The 17,111-nt window shown below is 68.5% G+C and carries 10 protein-coding genes; 5 read left to right on the top strand and 5 right to left on the bottom strand.

The window, feature by feature from the left end:
- Positions 1-15 precede the first annotated feature (15 nt).
- A complete protein-coding gene (locus tag G6N53_RS16765; protein WP_163890229.1) occupies positions 16-858 on the bottom strand; it encodes a DUF3097 domain-containing protein in 843 nt (280 codons plus the stop codon).
- 1,406 nt (positions 859-2,264) lie between these two features.
- Between G6N53_RS16765 and G6N53_RS16760 the strand changes: the two genes are divergently transcribed.
- The 5 genes from G6N53_RS16760 (at position 2,265) to G6N53_RS16740 (ending at position 8,901) form a co-directional block, all read left to right on the top strand.
- Positions 2,265-3,812, top strand: a complete 1,548-nt coding sequence (locus G6N53_RS16760) for a PE family protein (RefSeq protein WP_205390397.1) — start codon at positions 2,265-2,267, stop codon at positions 3,810-3,812.
- A 124-nt stretch (positions 3,813-3,936) separates the two neighbouring features.
- Positions 3,937-4,818, top strand: coding sequence for a formyltetrahydrofolate deformylase (purU, locus tag G6N53_RS16755; protein WP_163890225.1), 882 nt, complete (start codon positions 3,937-3,939; stop codon positions 4,816-4,818).
- A gap of 29 nt (positions 4,819-4,847) precedes the next feature.
- Positions 4,848-5,441: a hypothetical protein gene (locus G6N53_RS16750; RefSeq protein WP_163890223.1), complete on the top strand. Its 594-nt coding sequence runs from the start codon at positions 4,848-4,850 to the stop codon at positions 5,439-5,441.
- Positions 5,442-5,461: 20 nt separating this feature from the next.
- The gene (locus G6N53_RS16745) at positions 5,462-6,274 is read left to right on the top strand and encodes an SDR family NAD(P)-dependent oxidoreductase (RefSeq protein WP_237166544.1); all 813 of its coding nucleotides are present in this window, start codon (positions 5,462-5,464) and stop codon (positions 6,272-6,274) included.
- A 62-nt stretch (positions 6,275-6,336) separates the two neighbouring features.
- Entirely contained in the window at positions 6,337-8,901 is a 2,565-nt protein-coding gene (locus G6N53_RS16740) for a PEP/pyruvate-binding domain-containing protein (RefSeq protein ID WP_163890221.1), read from the top strand.
- A 113-nt stretch (positions 8,902-9,014) separates the two neighbouring features.
- On the opposite strand, the gene G6N53_RS16735 is transcribed toward G6N53_RS16740, so the two are convergent.
- The 4 genes from G6N53_RS16735 to G6N53_RS16720 are packed head-to-tail and all read right to left on the bottom strand — an operon-like array spanning position 9,015 to position 17,110.
- Complete coding sequence (locus G6N53_RS16735) at positions 9,015-10,100, bottom strand: zinc-binding metallopeptidase family protein (RefSeq protein ID WP_163890219.1); 1,086 nt, start codon at positions 10,098-10,100, stop codon at positions 9,015-9,017.
- The gene (locus G6N53_RS16730; RefSeq protein WP_163890217.1) at positions 10,093-11,025 is read right to left on the bottom strand and encodes a transglutaminase family protein; all 933 of its coding nucleotides are present in this window, start codon (positions 11,023-11,025) and stop codon (positions 10,093-10,095) included. Before G6N53_RS16730 ends, G6N53_RS16735 begins: the two co-directional genes overlap by 8 nt.
- Entirely contained in the window at positions 11,022-13,724 is a 2,703-nt protein-coding gene (locus G6N53_RS16725) for a circularly permuted type 2 ATP-grasp protein (RefSeq protein ID WP_163890215.1), read from the bottom strand. Before G6N53_RS16725 ends, G6N53_RS16730 begins: the two co-directional genes overlap by 4 nt.
- Complete coding sequence (locus tag G6N53_RS16720; protein WP_163890213.1) at positions 13,724-17,110, bottom strand: transglutaminase family protein; 3,387 nt, start codon at positions 17,108-17,110, stop codon at positions 13,724-13,726. The genes G6N53_RS16725 and G6N53_RS16720 overlap by 1 nt, the downstream gene beginning before the upstream one ends.
- Position 17,111: the final 1 nt, after the last annotated feature.

Here is a 17,111-nt window from a genome sequence, read left to right as displayed (position 1 = left end):
CTGCTTACCACGGCCTCACTGCGCGGGTTGGGTCACGAAGTCGATCAGCTCCTCCACCCGGCCGATCAACTCCGGCTCCAGGTCGGTCCAGTCCCGCACCCGGCCGCGAATCCGCCGCCAGGCCGCGGCGATGTCGGTCTGGTCGCGGTGGGGCCAGTTCAGCGCCGTACAGATGCCGTGCTTCCAGTCCTGGCCCTTCGGGATCGTCGGCCACGCCGCGATCCCCAGCCGGGCCGGTTTGACCGCCTGCCAGATGTCGATGAAGGGATGGCCCACCACAAGCGTGTGGGGCCCGCCCGGACCGCGGCGGACGGCGTCGGCGATCCGCGCTTCCTTGCTTCCTGCGACCAGATGGTCGACCAACACCCCCAGGCGCCGCCCGGGCCCCGGGCGGAAGTCGGAGACGATGCCGGCCAGGTCGTCGACGCCGCCGAGGTACTCGACCACCACGCCCTCGATCCGCAGATCCTCGCCCCACACCTGCTCGACCAACTCCGCGTCGTGGCGGCCTTCGACATAGATGCGGCTGGCCAGTGCAACCTTCGCCCGTGCGCCGGCCACCGCAACGGAGCCCGACGCGGTGCGGGCCGGCTCCGTCGGGATCGGCCTTTTGGGAGCGGTGAGGATGACCGGCTTGCCGTCGATCAGGTATCCGGGTCCGACCGGAAACGGTTTGGTACGGCCGTGCCGGTCCTCGAGTTGCATTCGGCCGTACTCGACATGCACCACGGCACCGACGAAGCCCGTCTGCGCGTCCTCGACCACCATGCCGATCTCCACCGGTTGCTCGGTGGACCGGGGCCGCCGGGCGCGATGCGGATTGTCGGCCAGGATGTCGGATCCATAGCGATCAGCCACCCGGTGATCGTAGGGAAGAGCGCCGCCGGCAGCGACCACCGTCCCCGCGTGTTGCTTGTGAACTGCCTCCCGGGATGTCCTCCGCAACTCATTTGGATGGCAGGTGAAACAGACGGCATTCTGCGACGAATATCCGGCATGTCCGAGCCGGGGCCCCAACGGCCCAAACTGTCTGGCTTTCTCATTGTGTGGCTTGAGGACAGAGATGGCCGCGACGCCTGCGACTCGCCCCCTTCCGTACATGAGCACGGCGACTGGGACCAAAACCACGACGGCCATCTGGCAAATATGTCACTTCGGTGACGGACCAGATTTCGATATTGCTGAGGCGTGCCAGGCGAGCGGTTCGGAAATGGGCGAAACCGAGCGTCCACGCCGGGCGCGGACCGTTCGTTGCTGGAAATCGCTCCCGGTGACGGATGCGTCAACCGTCGCCGGAGGTCGGGGCCTCACCGCAGACGCCAGTGAGCACTCGCAATTTTCGTCCATCGTCGAAAAGGCAACTCTTACAGCACTTAAGATACCCAGTCGCGCAGGCATCTATCGCCCCCACGGACCCCGGGGCGCACCGGCGCCGGCCACCCGGGTGACCCAGTCGACGGTTGCTCGATCAGGCGGTCGGCGTCAAGCTTTTCCGCGACACCGCAGCAATGGCCAGCTCGCCGGCACGCCGGGAAATCGCGCGGCGGGCGCACCCACGAGGATTCGCTCGCGAGGCGTGACGTGATGCTTGACACATCCTCCAGCAAAGCCTACTGTCCGTTCATACACGGATCCTCCTCGAGGATCTTTTCGATCTGGCTGGGGCCTAAGGGATGGTCTTCAGCTCGCAAGGGGGCGACGGCGACGTGAAGTCGCCAAGCACGGTGCGGACCTTCATACACTCCGCATGACACACGAAGTTCGCACGGCATTTCGGCCGCGTCTACGTCGTAATTGCCCACCGTTGCATTTATCGTCTATCGCTTTCATCGTCAATCGCTGCCCTTTCATGCGCTTTTGAGGCACCGATCGACCATTCAGCTTTACGTCGCTCTCCCTTGACGACGTGGGGGGCAATCATTTCGCTGGGCGTGCTTCGAGGGGGGCGCACCCGGAGTCACGAATCAACAAATTGTCACCAGTTCCACCCACCGATTCATCCGGGCACACGCCCGATCAGCAGAAATTGACAGGAGCTCGACATGAGAAATTTCGTGTACCCATGTGCCACGGGAATTGCAGCAGCCGGAGCAGGCGCGGTTTTTGCGCTCGGTTCGGCGGGTACCGCAGCGGCCGCGCCGACCCTCCCCGCGCCACTGGCACCGTTGTCCAGCCAGTGCGACCCCGCTGTTGCGGGATGCGTGCCAGGTGTCGGGCTTCTCGGGGCAGGAAACACCCTCGCGCTCACGTCAAATGCACTGGCCTTGGCCATTGTCGAAGACTGCCCGTGCGACCCCGGCCACACGTGGGCCGTCAATGCACCGTTCTATGACCTCATCGGCGTCTTCGGCTACATCCCGATTGTCAACATCTTCGTCTCCAACGGTGAGGACGGCGCTCTGGGCTCAGGAGCCAACGGCGGCAACGGCGGGCTGTGGATCGGCTACGGCGGTGTCGGTGGTTCCGGCGCCGCGGGCCAGATAGGCGGTAGCGGCGGCCAGGGCGGCTTGTTCTTCGGCAACGGCGGCAACGGCGGCGACGGCGGCACCTCCGCGGCAGGCGGAAACGGCGGCAATGCCGGGACGTTCGCACTCGTCGGCCACGGCGGAAACGGCGGAAACGGCGGCAACGGGACGCTTGGCACGACAGGCGAGACCGGCACCGGCACCGCTGTCGACGGCGAGACGGGAGCGACCGGGGAAAATGGTTCCACGGGCGCGAACGGGGTCAACCCGGCCGCGGGCGGACCGGCCGGCGCGGAGGGCCTCGCAGGTGCCGCAGACACGGTCACCGGTGGCAACGGACTTCCCGGATCTGACGGCAACCCCGGCGGAGCAGGCGGTGCCGGCGGCGCTGTCGCAGGTGACGCACTCCTGGCGACCGGCGGTACCGGCGCGGCAGGTGGCGACGGCACCCCGGGCGCCAACGGTGGAGCGGGCGGTGCCGGCGGCGCATCATCGACCACCGGAATCGACGGAGTGGCCGTCGGCGGTGACGGCGGTGACGGCGGCAACGGCGGAACAGGCGTCACCGACGGTGGAGCCGGCGGCGCGGGTGGCGCAGGCGTGAGCACCAACGGCGTCGGGTCCGGCGGCGACGGCGGCGACGGCGGCGACGGCGGAATCGGCGCTGCGGGTGAGGCCGGCGGAACCGGCGGAACCGGCGGAACCGGGACCGATGGCTCAGACGCCACTGGTGTCGGGGGCACAGGTGGTGCGGGCACTCCGGCAGGCGCCGGCGGTAACGGCGGCACCGGCGGACTGTTCGGCGGTGGTGGCGTCGGCGGAACAGGCGGCACCGGCGGAACAGGCGGCACCGGCGGAACAGGCGAGGCCGGTGGTGACGGTGGCACCGGCGGAACCGGTGGCACCGGCGGAACCGGTGGTGACGGCGACGACGGCGGCAACGGCGGAGTCGGCGGCGCCGGCGGCGCAGGGACCGGCGAAGGCGGCACCGGCGAAGGCGGCACCGGTGGAACCGGGGGATCGGGCGCAACCGGCGGCCCCGGCGGCGAAGGCGGCGAAGGCGGCCTCGGCGGCGACGGTGGCCTCGGCGGCGACGGCGCGGACGGTGGCCTCGGCGGCGAGGGTGGCTCAGGCGGAGCAGCCGGCACCGGTGGTGACGCCGGGTACGGCGCCCACAACGGGGCCGACGGCACGGACGGCGACGACGGCAGCACCGGCGCAACCGGAAGCACCGGCGCGAGCGGCAGCACCGGGAGCACCGGGAGCACCGGCGGCACCGGAGGAACCGGTTCCAGCGGCGCCGGCGGTACCAGCGGCGCTGATGGGGCCGATGGCGCTTCGTCTTAACAGATCGGTCGGCAGGGGCCGGTGAGAGGCCCCTGCCGTTCGGCACACTCGGGGGCGTCGGCTTGTGCCGGCGCCCCCGAGTGGCGTTGCAGGGGTGGACATTCGACGACCGGAGGCGACGGACATGGAACCATCAGGTGGTGGCGATGTAAGGACCGATGTCGGCCGGTTGTTGTTGCGTTGCGGCGACCGTCCGGGACTGGTGGCTGCCACCAGCGAGTTCCTGGCCCTGGCCGGGGCCAACATCATCTCCCTGGATCAGCATTCGACCGAGCAGTCCGGCGGAACGTTCGTGCAGCGCACCATATTTCACTTACCCGGGTTGCCCGCCGCGTGCGACGCGTTGTCACATGAGTTCGCTGCGCGGGTAGCCGTGCGGTTCGGTATGGACTTTGCGCTCACCCAGGCGTCCACACCCAAGCGGGTGGCGATCATGGTGTCGAAGGAGGACCACTGCCTGCTGGACCTGCTGTGGCGAAACCGTCGCGGTGAACTCGACATGTCGATCGAGATGGTGATCTCCAACCATCCCGACCTGGCTGATCAGACGGCCGCGTTCGGGGTGCCGTTCTTCCACGTTCCTGCCTCCCAGGACGTTCGGGCACGCTCCGAGCAACGTCAGCTCGATCTGCTCAGTGGCAACGTCGACCTGATCGTGCTTGCCCGCTACATGCAGATCCTCAGTCCCCCGTTCCTGGAAGCCGTCGGCTGCCCATTGATCAACATCCATCACTCGTTCCTGCCCGCCTTCATCGGCGCGGCTCCCTACCGGCGCGCCAAAGAGCGCGGCGTCAAGCTGGTCGGCGCGACCGCCCACTACGTCACGGAAACGCTCGACGAGGGCCCGATCATCGAGCAGGACGTAGTGCGAGTGGACCACCGCCACCACGTCGGTGACCTGATTCGCCTCGGTGCCGACGTGGAACGTGCGGTGTTGTCACGTGCGGTGCTGTGGCACTGCGAAGACCGAATCATCCGCCACGGCAATCAGACCATCGTCTTCTGAGCGGACGGCCGCAGGCCTAGCATCGCCGTGTGTTGCTGAATCGTGCCACCGCGGAAGGAATCGCGGACGGCAGCATCACCATGGTGCTGCGCCGTTGGGATGCGCCGCGCGCCAAGCCGGGCGGCACCCAGCGCACCCAGGTCGGAACGATCCGCGTCGACAGGGTCACCGAACACCCCGGGAGCTACCGGGTTTCCGCCGCCCAGGCACGCGCCGCCGGCTACCCGGACGCCAAGACCGCGCAGGCAGAACTCGACCGCCGCCCAGCCGCGCACACCTATGTGATCGACGTGTCCTACCTCGCTCCGGACGAGCGTCCGGACCTGGCGGCCACCGAGACGCTCACCGACTACGACGTCGCGCAGATCGCGGCCCGCTTGGACCGTTGGGACGCCGCCACCGAGCCGTGGACGCGGGCCTATCTGGAGCTCATCGCCGCCAACGAGGCGCGTCGGGCTCCCGATCTGGCGGCGACGCTCGGGATCGACGTGCCGCGCTTCAAGCGCCGGGTTCGGCAGCTCAAGAGCCTGGGGCTGACGGTTAGCCTCGACGTCGGCTACCGGTTATCCCCGCGCGGGCGGGCGTTCCTGCGTGCCGACCGATCCGCGGCGTCCGGCCGGTAGGCCAGTGGCAGGATGACCTGGTGAATTCACCGTCTTCAGTGCGCACCGAACTGACCCGCTACGGCCCCTGGGCAGTGATAGCCGGCGGATCGGAAGGTGTCGGCGCGGAGTTCGCCCGGTTGCTGGCCGGCGCGGGGCTGAATCTGGTGCTGATCGCCCGCAAGTCGGGACCGCTGCAGCAGACCGCGGCCGACTGTCGCACCCAGGGTGTCGAAGTGCGGGAGTTGGCTCTCGACCTCACCGACCCCGCCGCGGTGGACCGCATCATCGACGAGACCTCGGATCTCGAAGTCGGACTGTTGATCTACAACGCGGGCGCCAACACGTGCAGCCAACGCTTCCTCGACGGCGACCTGGCCGACTTCGGGAGCGTGCTCGATCTGAACGTGGGGACCATGCTGGCGCTGGTGCAGCACTACGGGCGCTTGATGCGCGACCGCCGTCGCGGCGGAATTCTGATGGTCGGGTCGATGGCGGGCTACCTCGGCTCCGACAGGCATACCGTCTACGGCGGGGTGAAGGCGTTCGGGCGAATCTTCGCAGAAGGGCTGTGGCTCGAGTTGCGCGACTACGGCGTCCACGTGCTGGAGCTGGTCCTCGGGGTGACCCGCACCCCGGCGATGGAGCGCGTCGGACTGAACTTCGATGTGCCCGGGATGCGTGTCGCCGATCCGGCCGACGTCGCGAAGGAGGGACTCGAACAACTCCCCCAAGGTCCGGTGTTCATCGCCGGCTGCAATGCCGACGACGTGGCACGGCGCAACGATCCGGATCGGGCCAAAGTGGTCATCGGTGCCCACCGGGTGATGCAGAGACTGATGGGCGAAAGATAATGACGAGCCAGGGTCTTTCGGCTCTGGCGCGCTGAGGCGCGAGATCGGTACGTTCGCCAACCATGACCGCCGCGATGATCTGCCAGCTGACCGATTCCGAGGCGACCGATCCCGGTCGTACCGGCGGCAAGGGCGCCAACCTCGCCGTGCTGCTGCAGGCCGGTCTGCGAGTACCACCGGGCTTTGTGGTGCTGACCGCGGCCTACCGCAAGTTCGTCCGTGACCATCAGCTCGACACCCTGATCCGGCGGGAGATGGCCGACCTGGACACCGACCCGGATGCCGTCGCCGCAGCGTCCACGCGTCTGCGCCGGGCTTTCGAATCCGTGCCGATGTCTGACGGGCTGCGCGCTGAGATCGTGGCCGCCCATAACGCGCTCGGTCGGCCGCCGGTGGCCGTCCGCTCATCGGCGACAGCCGAGGACCTGCCCGAGGCCAGCTTCGCCGGCCAACAGGACACGGAACTGAATATCGTTGGCGCGGAAGCCCTATGCGAAGCAGTGCGCCGATGTTGGTCGTCACTGTGGACCCCACGCGCGATCGCCTACCGGGACCACCAGGGCATCGGACACGAGAACCTCTCGGTTGCGGTCGTGGTGCAGCCCATGGTGCCCGCCGAGGTGGCCGGCGTGCTGTTCACCGCGGATCCGATGTCGGGGCGGCGCGATCGCGTGGTTATCGAGGCTGCAGCCGGGCTCGGTGATGCGGTGGTGAGCGGCGCAACAACGCCGGACCGCTGGATCGTCGACGCGCCCACCCGCCGGATGATATCGGGCCCACGACGCGCGCTGCTCACACCCGAACAACTCGACACCCTGGTCGATCTGGGGTTGCGTGCGGCCCGGATCTTCGGAGTGCCACAGGATGTCGAGTGGGCCATGCACGGCGAACGCTTCTGGCTGCTGCAATCCCGGCCGATCACGTCGCTGTTCCCTGTGCCACCTGTCACCGGGTCCGGTCTGCGGGTGTATGTGCCGGTCATGCTGTTCGCCCAGGGCATCGCCGAGCCGATGACCCCGGCGGGTAACACGTTCTTCCGGGCGATGGTCAGCGGCTGGTTCCGGTTCTGGGCCTCGGGTCGACGTCCCCGGGAGATCGACCGCCCACCCGACTGGCTGCCGATCGTGGCGTACCGGGTGTTCCTCGACGCCACACCCGTCCTGCAGCGGCCCCGGTTGGCGGCGCGGATGGTGGCCAACTTCGGGCTGAAGGATCCGACCGGGAGTGCGGCATTGCGGAAGTGGTTGTCGCAGAACCGCGATCGTCTGGCGCCTTCGGGCAGGTCGGCCCTTCCGCGCGGGCTCGTCGTGTGGATCCCGTCCATGCTGTCGGGTGTGGTGGCCTCGGTAGCCGTTCCGGCCCGCTCGCGTCGCCGCCTGATCGCGGGCGCAGACGAGGTACTGGAGCGTCTGGAGCGGCACGCCGACGGCCTGTCGTCGCCCACTGAACAGCTGGACTTCGTCGAACGCAGTCTGCCTGCGGCGACGTGTGACATGTTGTTGGGCGAGCTGGCCGCTGCGTACGGCGAGTGGTTGACACGAGCCGTCATCGAGCACTTGGTGCGTCGCTGGCTGGGTTCGACGCAGGGGTTCGAGCCGCTGCTGCGGTGGCTGCCGCACGACCCGACAATTGCCATGGGTGCCGCGCTCGCCGCAATGGCGCGCGAACACGCCGCCGCCGGCGTCGAGCCGAGCGCGACCAGCCCAGGAATGGTCGAGTTCCTGACCACCTTCGGACATCGCGCCCCGGATCGCGAGATCGATCTGGGTCTGCCCCGGCTCTCCGACGACCCGACGTACGTGATGGAGCTCATCGACGGATATCTGCATTCTGGTGCGCTGGACACCTTCGAGACCGGCGCGGAGCAGGCCGCCACAGCTGCCGCGACACTGGTTTCCGACGTCCGCCGGACGAAGGGCCCGCTGCGTGCCGCGGTGTTGAGAAGCTTGCTCGGCCGCCACCGTGAGCTCGGCGGGCTTCGTGAGCGACCCAAGTTCGACATGGTGCGCGCGATGGCCCTCGGCCGGCGCACCCTGCAACGGTGTGCTGTCACATTGGTCGACCGGGGCCTGCTCGATGACGTCGACGACGTGTTCTTCCTCGACGGTGCCGACGTGCGCGCCGCCCTGGCCGGTCAGCCGCGCGACGTCCGCGCACTCACCCGGAGCAACCGTCGCACGTTCCAGCGCGAGCTGGGCCGTCGCCTGGTCCCGCGCGTACTGACCAGTGACGGGGAGGTGGTCTACGGGTCGGCCGCAGCGCGGCCCTCCCCGAGCTCGCAGGTGCTGATCGGCACCCCTCTGTCGCCAGGGATTCATGAAGGCACTGTCCGCGTGCTGGACTCGCCGGTGGGTGCGAACCTGCAGGCGGGCGAGGTGATCGTCGCGGCCAGCACCGATCCCGGCTGGACCCCGCTGTTCCTGCTCGCCGGGGCCTTGGTGATGGAGGTCGGCGGGGTGGTGTCACACGGTGCGCTGGTGGCCCGGGAGTACGGTATCCCCGCGGTGGCCGGGATCGCCGACGTGCTGACACGACTGCACACCGGAGCCCGAGTGCGCGTCGACGGCGCCGCGGGGACCATCACGCTGGTGGAGCCGGAGATCGCCCATGCCGTTGAGTCGTCGTGACAGGTTGTCCGACAAGCTGACTGCCAACCGGGTCGGCGAAAAAGGGCTATCCCTTCTATGATGACTCGACGACCGAAGACCTGATCGCCGCCATGGGCACCGGCCCTCGACGCCTAACTCAGCTGCTGGCCCTGGTCCTGCACCGGCGCGCCGACCTCGGCGAGTTTGGCGGGGCTGGAGGTGATCTCGTCGATGACGGTGTGGATGAACCGCATCTTCTCCAGCACCGCCGGGGGCAGCACGAACGGATAGAGGTCGTCCTTGCCCATCGAGCGGTTCACCATGTTCAGCGCCCACGCCAGCGGCAGCCACATCTCGATCATGGTGTCGAACCCACTGGGCCCGAGCACTTTGCGTTCGAAGGTGGCACTGGCGGCGGCCATCCCGAACGCGGCCGCGGTGTCGAGGGTGTCACGGATGTGCAGATAGTGGGCGAACGTCTCGGCCCAGTCCTCAGCCGGGTGCATCGTCGCATAGGAGGAGACGAAGTCGTTCTCCCAGCCGGCGGGTGCCCCCTGGCTGTAATGCCGGTCGAGCGCAGCCTGGTAGTCGGCGTTGGGATCGCCGAACAGCTCGTGGTAGCGCTGCAGGTAGTCAGGCGAGGTCCCGATGAGCCGATACTGGTAGTAATGCCCGATCTCGTGGCGGAAGTGGCCGAGCAGCGTGCGGTACGGCTCGTCCATCGAGATGCGCAGCTGTTCGCGGTGGACATCGTCGCCCTCGGCGAGATCGAGTGTGATGACGCCGTTGTCGTGGCCGGTGAAGACCTTCTCGAAGTGGCTGGACAGCAGGTCGAACGCCAGCCCGTACTCGGGATCCTGGTCGCGGCCGACGATCGGCAGCTTCAACTCGTGGAGCTCGGCGATCAGTCTGCGCTTGGCCTTCTCAGCGGCAGCGAACGACGCCAGTGCCACGGTGTCGGCGTCGTTGGGCCGGGTGCGGGTCAGCGCGCAGGACGCGCAGAGCCTGGCGACCGGCCCTTTCTCCACGAGCCAGTTGCACTCGGCCAGATGCAGATTCGCGCACAGCCGGTACTGACTCTCGTCGACCGCGCCGGCGTGCTCGCTCTCGGCGGGCGGGGCGATGACCAGAAGCGCCATATCGTCGAGCGAAAACCCAAGCGAACTCTTACAATTCAGGCACACCGAGTTCTCGAAGGACAGCCGCTGACCACAGTTGGGACAGTTGAAGTCACGCATCGAGCACTCCCCCGGTGCAGGGCGCCACGTCGACGGCGACGTCGATGACGCTGCGCTCCGAGTCGGTGTAGATGATTCCGCGCAGCGGGGGCACGTCGGCGTAGTCACGACCGAACCCCACTGTGACGTAGCGCTCGTCAACCATCTGATTGTTCGTCGGGTCCAGGCCGAGCCACAGGTTCTGAGGCGTCCACACCGATGCCCAGGCGTGTGTCGCGTCGATACCCACCATGCGTTCCTTCCCGGGCGGAGGGTCGGTCGCCAGATAACCGGAGACGTAGCTGGCGGCCAGACCGTTGGCACGCAGGCAGGCGATCGCGAGCCGCGCGAAGTCCTGACATACCCCTTCTCGGGCCGCCAAAACCTCGCTCACCTTGGTGGACACCGTCGTCGATCCCGACCGATAGGTGAAGTCCGTGTAGATCCGCGACGTCAGGTCGCGCAGCACCTCGATCAGCGGCCGACCGGCCGTGAAACTCGGTGCCGCGTAGGCGCGCAGTTCCTCGGTGATCTCCGGGGGTTGCAGGTCCAGCGTGAACTCGGTGGCCAGTGCCCCGTCGGTGCCGACCGGGCGGGCGATCTCCCAGGGCGCCACCGCCGACGGGCCCTGGTAGAGGTCCGGTGGCGGCGCGTCGACCTCGACGACCGAACGGCTGGTGATACGGAGTTTGCGGTGCCGCTCGATGACATGGAAGTACGCACTCAGGTTGCCGTACGCGTCACGGCTGGTGGAGCTGTCGGCGGCCTCCGGTTCGATCACCAACTCGTGGAACAGGCATCGCTGGCGCGCCGAGTCCCGTGGGATGAGAAAGCCCCGGCCGTAGGAACTGGTGACCACATCGGAGTATCGATACTCGGTGCGGTGGGTGACCTCGTAGCACCGGCTCGTCACCGATGCGGTGGGACCGTCCGGGAACGCGGTCACGGCATCACCCGTCGAGCGTCGGGACCCCACAGCGGCTGCATGCCGCCGGGCAGCGACAGGTGGGTGGCGGTGATGACGCCCGACAACTCACGCAGGTCACGATGGATCCCGGTGAGGAGTCCCTCGAGTTCGTCGCGTGCCCCCTCGGAGGTGACCTCCTCCAGCTCGGCCGGCTCGATGCGGCGCAGCCGGGTGGCGATCTCGTCGACCATCCGTTCCGGCCGTGACGACCCCGATGCGCCGGGCAGCGCTTTGAGGTCGGTGCGCAGCCGCTCCAGCTGGTAGACCAGCGATCGCGGGTTGTCCGCGTCGAACAACACCAGTTCGGCGACCCCGGCGATGCTGACCGTGCCGGGATTGCGCCTGCGGTAGATCACCAGCGATTCGCACGCGATCAGGGTCGACTCGGTGATCGTCTGCTCTGCATCGGGTAGCCGGGCTTTGGTCAGCGTGGCCCGCAGCAGCGCGGTGAGTGCAAGCCCGCGCTCGATCCGTTTGCCGATGTCCATCATCGTCCAACCGACGTCGTGCACCATCGATTCGGCGACCACCCCGGAGAGCGCGAGCATGCCCGCCAGCGTCAGGGTGTTCGTCGACGACAGGAACGCATCACCCTCGGCGCGAGAATCCGGCGGGGTCTCGGGGCTGTGCAGCAGCGCGCGCTCGAGGGCGGAGAGCACCATCCAGGTGTCGTTGGACATCTGGTCCCGGACCGCCCGGGCGGCCAGACTGAGACGCTCCACGGACTGGGCGAGCGAACCGGGGCGGTAGCGATCGGCGGTCAGTGACCACAGCGTGGTCGGCGCCGTCGCCACCAACTCGGCATAGTCCCCGCTGGCGCCGGTATCAGTCCCGGTGATCCGGCCCAGTGCCGTAAGCAACACCGGCACACATTCGCTGCCGGCCAGCGCGCGCCGATAGCGATACTCGTGATAGCGCTCGCGGGTGACCGTCAGCAGCCGGGCCATGTTCTCCGCGCGCTCGGCGTACCGGCCGATCCAGAACAGATCCGACAGCACACGGGGCGAACTGATCGCATGCGTCGGACTCGAGGTGACCAACGACGGCAGCTCGGCGACCACGGTCTCCTCGGGCACCTCGACCTGCGGTGCCGTCGCCACCTCCGCCGTCACCCGCGTCGGGGTACGAACCCAGATATCCTTGGCCGCAACGGTGTTGAGGCGGTAGGCGGCGGACCCCGATGCCAGCAGATAGCCCAGACCACCGATCATCGGCGCGTAGCCGCTGTGCTGAGCCACCGTGAACAACCGCATCCCGACGCTGGCAGACGACAGCCCGCCGGGGCGGTAATCGGAAGGGGCCGAGGAGAACTGCGGTAGCTCCTGCCCGGTCCACTGCCATGGGTCGGCTTCGATGCGGGCCGCCAGCTCCTCGAGCTGCGCCGCCGACAGTTCCGGGCCGACGATGGGTTCGCCCCCGGTGACCGGTCGGATCAACAGGGAGGACAGGTTGGTCAGCAGGTGGGAGCGCTCCACGTCGATGCCGCCCCAGTAGACAGGCGCGGTTTGCAGCAGCGGCGTCTCGCCTAGCAACTCCTCGGCCAGTTCGGGCAGGAATCGAAGTAGCCCAGGGCTTTCCAGCACCCCACTTCCGATGGTGTTGACCACCGTCACCGCGCCCCGGCGCAGCACCTCGACCAGTCCCACCACCCCGAGCCGGGAATCCGCACGCAGGTCCAGGGGATCGACGAAGTCGGCGTCGACCCGGCGCAGCACCACGTCCACCCGGTTCAGCGTGCCCATGGACCGCATCCACAGTTTGCCCTCGCGGACCACCAGGTCGGCGCTCTCGACAAGCGGGAAGCCCAGCACACTGGCGAGGTAGGCCTGGTCGAACGCGGTCTCGGAGAAGATGCCCGGGCTCAGCACCACCACCACCGGCTCCTCGGCCGATTCGGGGGCGGCGTCGACCAGGGCCAGCCGCAGCGCCTGGGCCCACGGCGAGGCCGGGCGCGGCCCGATCTGTTCGTAGAGGTCCGGGATGGCGTGCGCGACAACACGCCGGTCCGCGAGCGCATACCCGGCCCCGGAGGGCGCCTGCGTCCAGTCGGCGTTGACCAGGAACTCGCCCGACGAGGACCGGCTGATGTCACATCCGTGCAGGAAAAGCTGGTGGCGGCCCGGTACCTCGATGCCTCGGGCGGCCCGCACATAGCCGGGATGGGCGAACAACAGCTGGGGTGGCAGCACGCCGCTGGTGACCGAGCGCCGCTCCCCGTACAGGTCGGTCAGGACGGCATCCAGCAGCCTCGAACGCTGCACCAGCCCGGCTTCGAGTGTGTCCCAGTCCGCGGCGGAGATCACCAGCGGCAGTGCGTCGAGCTGCCAGGGCCCGGGCACCGCCGTGCCGTCTCCGTTGGTGATCGCCTCGCCGTTGTGATCGACCTGGATGAAGGTGATGCCGTCGTTGTCCACCAGGCTGCGCACCACGGCCCGCAGTCGGTCGAGTCCGCCGCGGCCACGCTCGTTCAGACAGTCCGCGAGTTCCTGCCAGGCGGGCCGGACCTCGCCTGCCTCGTCAACGAATTCGTCGTAACCGGGTCCCGGGTCCCGCAGGGTCGGCTGGACGTCGAACAGTGCCGGCTGGGCCCGCATGGTGCGGTAGGGCGCCAGCGGGTTGTCGAAGTCGAGGGACCCGGCGCCCGACCGGGGTGCCGGACCTGTTGCGGGAAGTGCCATTACTGCAGCACGGTACGCACTCGCCGCAGATCCAAGATCCCCGGCGCGCCCACGTCGGTCGACTGACGTGCCTGCTTCTCCCGCAGACCGGTCAGGTCGGCCTTGCCCGGCGTGAAACCACTCGCCTCGAAGCGGCGACCACGCCGCGACTCGGCCTCGACGGCGTTGACCGGCGGGGCGTCGTACGCCCGTCCACCCGGGTGGGAGACGTGGTAGGTGCAGCCGCCCCGGGACACCCCGGATGCGGAATCGACGAGTTCGAACCGTAGCGGCCCATCGACGGTGATCGTCGGGTGCAGCGCGCTGGGCGGCTGCCAGGCTCGATAACGCACCCCACCTACCTGGACGTCGGGGTTGTCGGTGGCCAGCATCGGGATCGGGTGGCCGTTGACGGTGACGATGTAGCGCTGTCGGTCGGCGCCGATCAGCCGGACCTGGATCCGTTCGACCGAGGAGTCGACGTAGCGGGTGGTGCCGCCCGCCGTGGACTCCTCGCCCAGCACGTTCCACGGCTCGATGGCGCCGCGCAACTCGATCTCCACGCCCCCGAACACCGCGGTCCCGATGCGCGGGAACCGGAACTCGGTGAACGGATCCAGCCAGCTGGTGTCGAAATCGATGCCGTGGGCCCGCAGGTCCGCGGCCACCTCCGCGATGTCTTGAATCAGGAAGTGCGGCAACAGGTACCGGCCGTGCAGGTTGGCGCCGTGGCGGATCAGCGGGGCGCGTAGCGGCTCGTCCCAGAACCAGGCGACCAGAGATCGCACCAGCAGCGACTGCACCATGGCCATCTGGTAGTGCGGCGGCATCTCGAACCCGCGCAGCTCGAGAAGTCCGAGCCTGCCGCGGGGACTGTCCGGGCTGTAGAGCTTGTCGATGCAGAACTCGGCACGATGGGTGTTGCCGGTGATGTCGGTGAGAAGATGGCGCAGGGCCCTGTCGGGAATCCACGGAGCGGAGCTTGCGGAGCGACCATGATCCGGAGGGACGCTTGCGGAGCGACCATGATCCTGCCTCGGACCACCTTCGGATTTTGACAGCCGCGCGATCTCGGCGAAGGCGATCTCGAGTTCGTAGATCGAGTCCGGGCGGCCCTCGTCGACGCGCGGCGCCTGCGATGTCGTGCCGATGAACCTGCCGGCGAACAGGTACGACAGTGACGGATGACGCTGCCAGTACGTCAGCAGCGAGACCAGCAGATCGGGACGCCGCAGCAGCGGCGAATCGGCGGGGGTGATACCGCCGAGGGTGATGTGGTTGCCTCCCCCGGTGCCGCCGTGGGTGCCGTCGACGTCGAAGGCCTCGGTGGACAGGCGTGCCAGACGAGCCTGGGCGTACAGCCCTTCCAGTTGCTCGCGCTGCTCGGCGAAGCTGGACGTCGGCGCCACATTGACCTCAATGACGCCCGGGTCCGGCGTGACCGACATCGACTGCAGCCGGACATCTGTCGGCGGACCGTATCCCTCGACCACCAGCGGGGAGCCGACCTTGGCCGCGGCGGCCTCGATCCGATGGATCAGGTCGACGAAGTCGTCCAGTTCCTCGGTGGGCGGCAGGAACACATACAGGACGCCTTCGCGGACCTCGCCGACCAGGGCGGTGGTCGGCATCGGGTCGGCATCCTCGACCACCGCCGCGTCGTCCTCGGTCTCGGCGGCGGGGTCCCGCAGCGGCGGCCGGGACTCCATCGGATCGGCGTCGAAGGTCACCGGCGGCGGTTCCCAGCTGATGGACTTCAGTGGCAGCCGCAGGCCCGCGGGCGAATCACCGTCGAGCAGCACGATGCGCCCCCGACGCAACCTCCAGTCGGCGCTGGCCCAGGCCGACCCGTCTTCGAGGCGATGCAACGGGAGTACGTACGCCGCGGGTTCGGTGACCGCGGACTCGAGACGAGCCAACAGTGCCGCGCGGGCCCGCGGGCTGTCGGAGGCCAGGTCGTCCTCCCCGGCGACCGGGTCCCCCTCGGGTTGGCGCACCGCATCCGCCAGTCTGCTCAGCGGGTCCTCGAACGCCGGGCGGACCTGGCTGTCGGGCAGCCCCAGCCCTTCGGCGATGGCGGCGAGGAGTTGCCGGGCCGTGTCGGGATCGAGCGAGGGAGCCTGCGGCTGTTCGGCCCACGGGTCGGCCAGCAGCGCTTCGTCGGTCCACAGTGGTTTTCCGTCGGTGCGCCAGAACAGCCCGATCTGCCAGCGCGGCAGCAGCTCTCCCGGGTACCACTTGCCCTGACTGCGCTGCACCAGCCCCTGGGGCGCCCACAACGCCTTCAGCCGCGCCGCCAGGGCCGAGGCTCGTTCGCGCTTGTGCGGACCGTCCGCGTCGGTGGTCCACTCCGGGTCGACCTGATTGTCGATCGAGACGAAGGTGGGTTCGCCGCCCACGGTGAGCCGGACGTCACCGGCGGCCAGGCGGTCGTCGACCCGTGCCCCGAGAGCTTGGATCTGCGCCCATGACTCGTCGTTGTAGGGCAGCGTGACACGCGGATCCTCGTGCACCCGCGTGACCACGTTGGTGAACTCCAGCGTGGTCTCGCACGGTTCGGTCGAGCCGGTGATGGGTGCCGCCGACTCGGGATGCGGCGTGGCCGACAACGGGATGTGACCCTCGCCGGCGAACAGGCCCGAGGTGGGATCCAGGCCGATCCACCCGGCGCCCGGGATGTACACCTCGGTCCAGGCGTGCAGATCGGTGAAGTCCGCTGCCGGGCCCGACGGCCCGTCCAGCGCTTCCACGTCGGAAGTCAGCTGGACCAGGTACCCGGAGACAAATCTGGCCGCCAGACCCATCTGGCGCAGGATCGACACCAGCAGCCACGCCGAGTCCCGGCATGACCCGATCCCCGTCCGCAACGTGAAATCCGGTGTCTGCACGCCCGGTTCCATCCGGACGCTGTAGCCGACATCGGCGTTCACCGCCCGGTTGAGCGCGACCAGGAAATCGATCGTCCGGGTGCCGCGGGCGACAGAGAAATTGTGCACCCACGCCTCGGCGAGGTCACCCGGCCCGGACGCCTCGCCGTGCTCGTCGACCGGCCGGAGGTAGGGCTTGAGATCCTCGGCCAGCGCCTTGGGGTACTCGAAGCCGACGCACTCGGCGTAATCCTCGATGAAGAAGTCGAACGGGTTGATCACCTTCAGGTCGGCGATCAACCCGACGGTGATGGTCAGGCTGCGCGTGCGGGTCGGGAAGACCAACCGGGCCATGAAGTTGCCGAATGCGTCCTGCTGCCAGTTGACGAAGTGGTCGGCGGGCTCGACCTGCAATGAGTAGGCCTCGATGGGGGTACGTGAGTGCGGCGCTGGGCGCAGGCGGACCACGTGTGGATAGACCTCGATGAGGCGGTCGAACGTGTAGCTGGTGCGGTGCTCCAGCGCCACCTTGATACCCATA

It is taken from the genome of Mycolicibacterium hippocampi (assembly GCF_010723735.1).
GTDB lineage: Bacteria > Actinomycetota > Actinomycetes > Mycobacteriales > Mycobacteriaceae > Mycobacterium > Mycobacterium hippocampi.
Note: the sequence above shows the minus strand (reverse complement) of the source record. Positions and strands in the feature narration are given on the sequence as shown.

Excerpts from the sequence above, each read along its gene's own strand:
- purU (WP_163890225.1), top strand. The coding sequence starts at position 3,937 with ATGGAACCATCAGGTGGTGGCGATGTAAGGACCGATGTCGGCCGGTTG.
- G6N53_RS16740 (WP_163890221.1), top strand. The coding sequence starts at position 6,337 with ATGACCGCCGCGATGATCTGCCAGCTGACCGATTCCGAGGCGACCGAT.
- G6N53_RS16735 (WP_163890219.1), bottom strand. The coding sequence starts at position 10,100 with ATGCGTGACTTCAACTGTCCCAACTGTGGTCAGCGGCTGTCCTTCGAG.
- G6N53_RS16725 (WP_163890215.1), bottom strand. The coding sequence starts at position 13,724 with ATGGCACTTCCCGCAACAGGTCCGGCACCCCGGTCGGGCGCCGGGTCC.
- G6N53_RS16720 (WP_163890213.1), bottom strand. The coding sequence starts at position 17,110 with ATGGGTATCAAGGTGGCGCTGGAGCACCGCACCAGCTACACGTTCGAC.